This is a genomic window from Mesorhizobium sp. M4B.F.Ca.ET.089.01.1.1 (assembly GCF_004022605.1).
GTDB classification, from domain to species: domain Bacteria; phylum Pseudomonadota; class Alphaproteobacteria; order Rhizobiales; family Rhizobiaceae; genus Mesorhizobium; species Mesorhizobium abyssinicae.
This window is the reverse complement of record NZ_RZOS01000374.1, coordinates 1-5,735: the sequence shown is the minus strand read 5'-3', so window position 1 is coordinate 5,735 and position 5,735 is coordinate 1. Positions and strand designations below refer to the sequence as shown.

At 62.6% G+C, this 5,735-nt stretch carries 4 protein-coding genes, 1 tRNA gene and 1 pseudogene; 2 read left to right on the top strand and 4 right to left on the bottom strand.

Annotated features, from left to right (window positions below):
• The coding region (locus tag EN780_RS26065; protein ID WP_133372718.1) for a D-alanyl-D-alanine carboxypeptidase family protein at positions 1–1,008 on the bottom strand (1,008 nt) is incomplete at its 3' end.
• Between the two features lie 87 nt (positions 1,009–1,095).
• Positions 1,096–2,322, bottom strand: coding sequence for a septal ring lytic transglycosylase RlpA family protein (locus EN780_RS26060; RefSeq protein WP_128275725.1), 1,227 nt, complete (start codon positions 2,320–2,322; stop codon positions 1,096–1,098).
• Between the two features lie 638 nt (positions 2,323–2,960).
• Between EN780_RS26060 and EN780_RS26055 the strand changes: the two genes are divergently transcribed.
• Both EN780_RS26055 and EN780_RS26050 read left to right on the top strand, forming a co-directional pair.
• A tRNA-Ser gene (locus tag EN780_RS26055) sits at positions 2,961–3,050 on the top strand.
• A gap of 774 nt (positions 3,051–3,824) precedes the next feature.
• Positions 3,825–4,025: a hypothetical protein gene (locus EN780_RS26050; RefSeq protein ID WP_127282233.1), complete on the top strand. Its 201-nt coding sequence runs from the start codon at positions 3,825–3,827 to the stop codon at positions 4,023–4,025.
• Between the two features lie 839 nt (positions 4,026–4,864).
• On the opposite strand, the gene EN780_RS26040 is transcribed toward EN780_RS26050, so the two are convergent.
• Together EN780_RS26040 and EN780_RS26035 are read right to left on the bottom strand one after the other, a co-directional pair.
• Complete coding sequence (locus tag EN780_RS26040) at positions 4,865–5,161, bottom strand: PilZ domain-containing protein (RefSeq protein WP_128275723.1); 297 nt, start codon at positions 5,159–5,161, stop codon at positions 4,865–4,867.
• A gap of 218 nt (positions 5,162–5,379) precedes the next feature.
• Positions 5,380–5,619: pseudogene (locus tag EN780_RS26035) on the bottom strand (3-beta hydroxysteroid dehydrogenase); the annotation flags it as partial.
• Positions 5,620–5,735: the final 116 nt, after the last annotated feature.

Here is a 5,735-nt window from a genome sequence, read left to right as displayed (position 1 = left end):
CTCCTCCACCGGCGCCGAGACCGGGCCGTCATAGACGATTTTCGCCGTCAGCTTGTCGCGGTTGGCGATCGGCAGGAAGATATCGATCGGTCCCTTCGCCTTTAGCGCCACGCCGGATTTGGCGCCGCCGAACACCTGGGCTTCCCCGACCACCTCGTCCTTGGCGAAGATCTCGGTCTTCTGGAACGAGCGGACGCCCCAGTCGAGCAGCTTGCGCGCTTCCTCCGACCGTTCGCGGTCGCTCGCCAGCCCACTCATCGCCGCGATGACGCGCGTGCCATTGTGGCTGACCGTGCCGACAATGCCGAAGCCCGCCGCCTCGCTCGTGCCGGCGACGAAGCCGTCGGCCTCGATGCCCATGGCCAGCAGCGGGTTGCGGTTTCTCTGGGTAATCTTGTTCCAGGTGAAATCCGGCTGGCCGTAGTAATGATAGAAATCGGGATAGTCGCGCCAGAGATGCAGCGCCAGCTGCGCCAGTTCGTGCACTGTCGTCTGCTGGCCGTCGGCCGGCAGGCCGGTCGAGTTGACGAAGGTCGATTTCGGCAGGCCAAGCTGGCGCGCGCGCTCGGTCATCTGCGCGGCGAAATTGGACTCCGATCCGGCCATGCCTTCGGCCAGAACGATGCAGCCGTCATTGGCGGCCTGCACCGTCACGCCCTGGATCAGGTCCTCGACGCGGACCGCCGATTTGAGCTTGGCGAACATGGTCGACGTGCCCGACGGCGCGCCGCCGGTGCGCCAGGCGTTCTCGCTGACCACGAATGTGTCATCGAGCGTCGTGCGACCTGACTTGATGGCGTTGAAGACCACTTCCATCGTCATCAGCTTCGCCATCGAGGCCGGCGGGATCGGCTTGTCGACATCCTTGGCGAACAGCACGGTGCCGGTGTCTGCATCGATCATGAAGGCTTGCGCCGCCTTGGTCTCGAAAAGCTGCGCATTGGCCGGAATCAGGGAAAGCAGCAAAAGGCAGAGCCCTGCGAGGGGCGGGAAAAGGCGCAACTGCATAAAGGCTCGACCTGTTAGCCGGTATTGGCAATTTCGGTGAAGCTATCAGGCTTTTTTCCGGCGGATCAACCGTGCGGTTGAAATAGATCAGTCGCGCACGACGAGCGCGTCCGGCGCGCCGTGCGACCAGGCGGCCTTCAGCAGATCATCGACGCTGCCATGGCCGTCCGGATAGACGTTGACCGCGTACCAATCATTGCCGTCGAGCTCGGTCCGCTGGATTTCGGTCCGGCCGAAGGGCTTGAGCGCCGAGGCCACACGCTTTGCCTCGGCGGCATCATCGAAGGAGCCGGCGGCGACATAGTCGGTAACATCCGGCGACGTCGAATTGGATCTCTTCCAGGACTGCAGGATGTCGGAGGGCGACATACCGGCGCCATCGAAAGCCGCGAAGACATCGGCGCGGCCGACGCGCTCATCGGCATAGGAAAGCGAGGCCATGGCGAAGGGCGAATTCGGCGGCAGGCTGATGTCCGGCCGCTCCGGCACGATCGGCCCGAAATCAGGCAGCGCCACGTCGCCGGGCGCTTGCGAAGACATGGTCGGCTCGGCCTGCGGCGCCTGGCCGGAATCCGTCAGCTGGCCGGGGAACGGCACGGCGGCGGCAGTCGCGCCCGCCGCCAGAACCGGCGTCGGCCCGTTCATCGCCACCATCACGCCGGTCGGCAGGCCGTCGGACGGATCCGGACGCCTGTTGCCGGGATGGTAGGAGGCCATCAGATACTGGTCGTCATTGCCATCGAGCGGCGCGCGGCCGACATATTCGACCTTCACCTTAGCGGTGCCGACCTTGTCATAGTCGAGCATCTGCGCGGCGCGCTGCGAGACGTCGATGATGCGGCCCTCATGGTATGGGCCACGGTCGTTGACGCGCACGATGACCGAACTGCCGGTTTCGAGGTTGGTGACGCGGGCGTAGCTCGGCAGCGGCATCGTCGGATGCGCCGCCGTGAGTTGCGCCGTGTCGTAGACTTCGCCATTGGCCGTCAGCCGGCCGTGGAAGGCATCGCCATACCAGGATGCCAGGCCGACCTTGCGGTAGCGCTTGTCTTCCTTGGGATAATACCATTTGCCGCGCACCTGGTAGGGCTTGCCGAGTTGGTCGCGGCCGCCGCCGCGCCGCATGAAGGCAACGCGCGGGCTCGCCTTCACGCCATATTCGGTCTCAGCGAAATATTCCTTGGAACGCGGCCTCTTGTCGACCATCGCCTTCGGCTGCGGTGTCGATGTGCAGGCCGCAAGCAGCACCGCCGACAGCGCGCACAGTGCAAGAGCGGGAGCGCGACGAAGACGCGGGCGCGCCGAAGTCTGCATTTTATGATGTCCCCTACAGTCTCGCCACCAGCTGAACGTCAGCGGAGCCAAAGCACCCACTCGACACTTGCCAGCGACACCCGGATCCCCAATCCCCTTGTGCGCAGGAATTGTTTATCACGATATTAACCGATTGTGGTCGGAAGGGGGCGAGATTGTGGCAGGACACCGGTGTGGCTGCTACACACGACAGTACTCGTGTGACGCCGGAGGACGTTGGAGAGCCGGCATCTAAACAAAAAAGGCGAAGGAGCACGTCCGCCGGGATCAATCCCCCCGGCGCCGATCCGAGCGCGTCGATCAATCCGACGCGACCACCTGCGCCGTCACAACCGACAGCTTCTCGCGCTTGATCAGAACCGGCTTTTCGTAGGTCTTTCTCATGATTCCCTTAGCCCCGGGGCAAAATGGCCACGCCACAGATTGGCCAGCCCTGCGCCGCATTGTCAATCGGGCCAGACCGATCGTTGGAAGCTGTTGCCGTTCGGCAATATGTAACCAGTCGATCCTGGCGCGGTTGACAGGTCTTTACGCCCCGCACTAGAGCAGTGCGGTGCGAATGATGATCTCGTGCCTTGGCGCGCCAAGGGCAACGTCAGAGATCAACGAAAGCACCCAAGTGATTGAAAAATCACGATGGAGGGATGGCCGAGCGGTTTAAGGCACCGGTCTTGAAAACCGGCGTGGGCGCAAGTTCACCGTGGGTTCGAATCCCACTCCCTCCGCCATAATATAAATAGAAACAGGATGTTAGACGCGCCGAAAGCGGGACTTGCCATAGGGCCTCGCCCCGCAATTCGAATTTGATCCAGCCGCTTCCATTCCGTTAGCCGCCGCTGAATTAGTGCGACGCGTTAACCGTTCGTAGACCGCGCTGTCCTAATTTGAGACAGCGCGGTCAACTAACTACCCCTGGCTGCGCCGGCGGCTCCGGCAACCCAACCCCTACGGCCGGTCGGAGCCGCCACCCTCGCCTTATATACCAGCAATGGTTGAATCAACTGTTATCACACGTGCTTTCCAGTGCGCTTTCGTGATCGTTAGACTTTGATGGATCGGGAAGTCACAGATTTCCGGTTTCGATCTGGAACCTGGCCACAGGTGAGTTCGGCCATTGTCGACGGCTTGGAAATTCTGCTTCAAGACCAAGCCCCTGAAAGGATGAGGCCGCCCGCTTTTTGCATTAATTGCGCGACCGCTGCTGTGGTCGTAGATTCCCAGGTCAGGGACGGTGCAATCCCACGCACCGAGCGGGTACATGAGCCCTGCACCCGCCGTCGACTGCGGATGGACCAGCGGCGGCGGGAGCGGCGGCAACTGAAGGGGTCAGACTATGCAAGCCGTTTGTTACGCGCCCAGCGCATTCTGTGTCTTGTCGGTCCTGGTCAACATCGCCATCGCCTCAAATGTGCTGGGGCTGTTTGCCGCGACACGCCTTCTTGTGCTGAGGGTTCGCGTGCACTCGGTCGGACAGCTTCAACGGGCCTAGTCAGTCAGCTAAAATGCGGACGATCCTCGCCGGCCTGTGCCTGCTGGCCGTTCTTTCCAATGGCGCGCTGGTCGCCACGTCGAGCGGCATTCTCTATCAGCAGGAGAAAGCGGCTGACGGGGCAGTGTGTTCCTATTTCACCGGAACAGGAACGTTCACGACGCCGAGCTATGCCGTGACCGGATGCCCGCGATTCATCATCGTTGATCGTTAGGGACTGCCCCTCTGCCACTCGCCAGCAAATGGCCATCGCCGCCTGGCATGAACCGAGTCGGGCGCGAGGTAGGCCGCACCCGACTTTTGTTCCCCCTTTTAGTGCTTCCTTCGTTCATATGGATGTGTTCCGCCTGCATGAGCAGGCGCATACTATGTTGGAGCCGGTTGCCGCTTTCCTCGCAGCAACGTCGGTAAGGCCCGGCGCCCCTCTGTCACTGTCCCCCGACAAGAGCGCGCCGGGCTGCTGCGCTTCTGGCCATTAGCAGGGGAAAACGTTCCCGCGGGGTTTTGTTGCAGAGTCGCTAATATTACCTTCGTCTCAGCCGGCTTGCCCCCCAAACCCCAAGCCGGTTAGGCCCGGCGGTCAGTCGAATCCACCCCAACAGACTGTCGGGCCGCAGGCAGCGTGAGCGACGAGCTCCCGGCCGAGAGTGCGCCTTCCCATAAGGCCGCTGCCTGACGCCTGCGAATCATCAGGCAGGCTCAGCGGCCGATCGCGCTGTCTTTTATTAGCAGATGCTTGTTTTCATGCCGAAGCAGGATCATTATGCAAGCCGCGCGGGGATTGCAGGGGTAGAGCTCATGGAATTCGCGGTTTGCTACGACAACAGCGGGACCGTCCTTGCGTCTTCGATCTTCCTTTGCGCCACCGCGGTTTTCATAATCGCGGCTGCTTTCGCCGCTGGTCGGCTGATTGCAACGCGGGCTCGGGTTCCGCCTGCGGCGCTGACCGCCTGGTGAGGTCGCCAGTAGTCATGGCGACGGCGTGCGCGCCTCATGCCGGCAGTCTTCTGGGGAAGCTGGACTAAGCGTGATCTCAGACGAAAAGCGGACAGGCTAATCCGCGGCCGTCGTCGAAGGCTTCGGTGCGCCGTAGAACTGCACGCCAAGCCGCTCCTTGCGTCGCCAGCGCACCACCGTTTGATAGGTGACTGCATCGTCGGGCACGTGCAGCAGAAACCGCTCCGGCACGACGGCGTCGGAGGGAACGCGCAGTTCGGCACCCCGCTCATGCTGATTTCGCACGGAACAACCAATCGCCGGGTTGTCCGGACCCGCAACTATCGTGGCCTCCTTCAGGACAATCTCACGCGGATGAAGGCGGCGCTCTCTTCTGGGTTCGTCGGGTTCCATCGCGTGTCTTGCCTGATCCGGAATCACCCTCGCGGCAGGTGCGCCTTCATATTAGCCGGCGCTTTATTGGTCTGCCAGCCGCCCGAAGTTGAATGATACAGCAAGGACAATCGGCTGCGCTACCGGCAACGTCGCACGCTAGACCCGTGGTGCACGCAATTGGCGGCCGCCGGCTCCGGCCGACCGCCTGGATCGTTCACCTGATGGATATCGGCCGTTCAGCTTTCGAAATAGCGCGGCCGATCGAGGTCCGGGATGAGCCCGGGCTGCCTCGGCTGCCACCCCAGCAATTCCCTGGTCCGCGCGCTCGAGGCCGGCCAGTCCAGACCGAAGAAGTGGCCAACAAAACCAAAATGGCCGGCTGCCTCCTCGTGGGTCTTGGCTACCACAGGGACGCCGAGGCGCCGGCCGATGACATCGGCGATTTCCCGCGTCGACACACCCTCGTCGGCGACGGCACGGGCCGGTTAGGTACCGTCGACGGCGATGGCGCCAAGCGCATCGCAATCAGACCGACCCCGAGCAGGTCTCGACCTTGCCGAGGTTGAAATTGACGATGCCGCCGATGCCACCC

Bases quoted from the DNA above. Each gene is read 5' to 3' on its own strand.
- EN780_RS26040 (WP_128275723.1), bottom strand. From the start codon at position 5,161: ATGGAACCCGACGAACCCAGAAGAGAGCGCCGCCTTCATCCGCGTGAG.
- EN780_RS26060 (WP_128275725.1), bottom strand. From the start codon at position 2,322: ATGCAGACTTCGGCGCGCCCGCGTCTTCGTCGCGCTCCCGCTCTTGCA.
- EN780_RS26050 (WP_127282233.1), top strand. From the start codon at position 3,825: ATGCGGACGATCCTCGCCGGCCTGTGCCTGCTGGCCGTTCTTTCCAAT.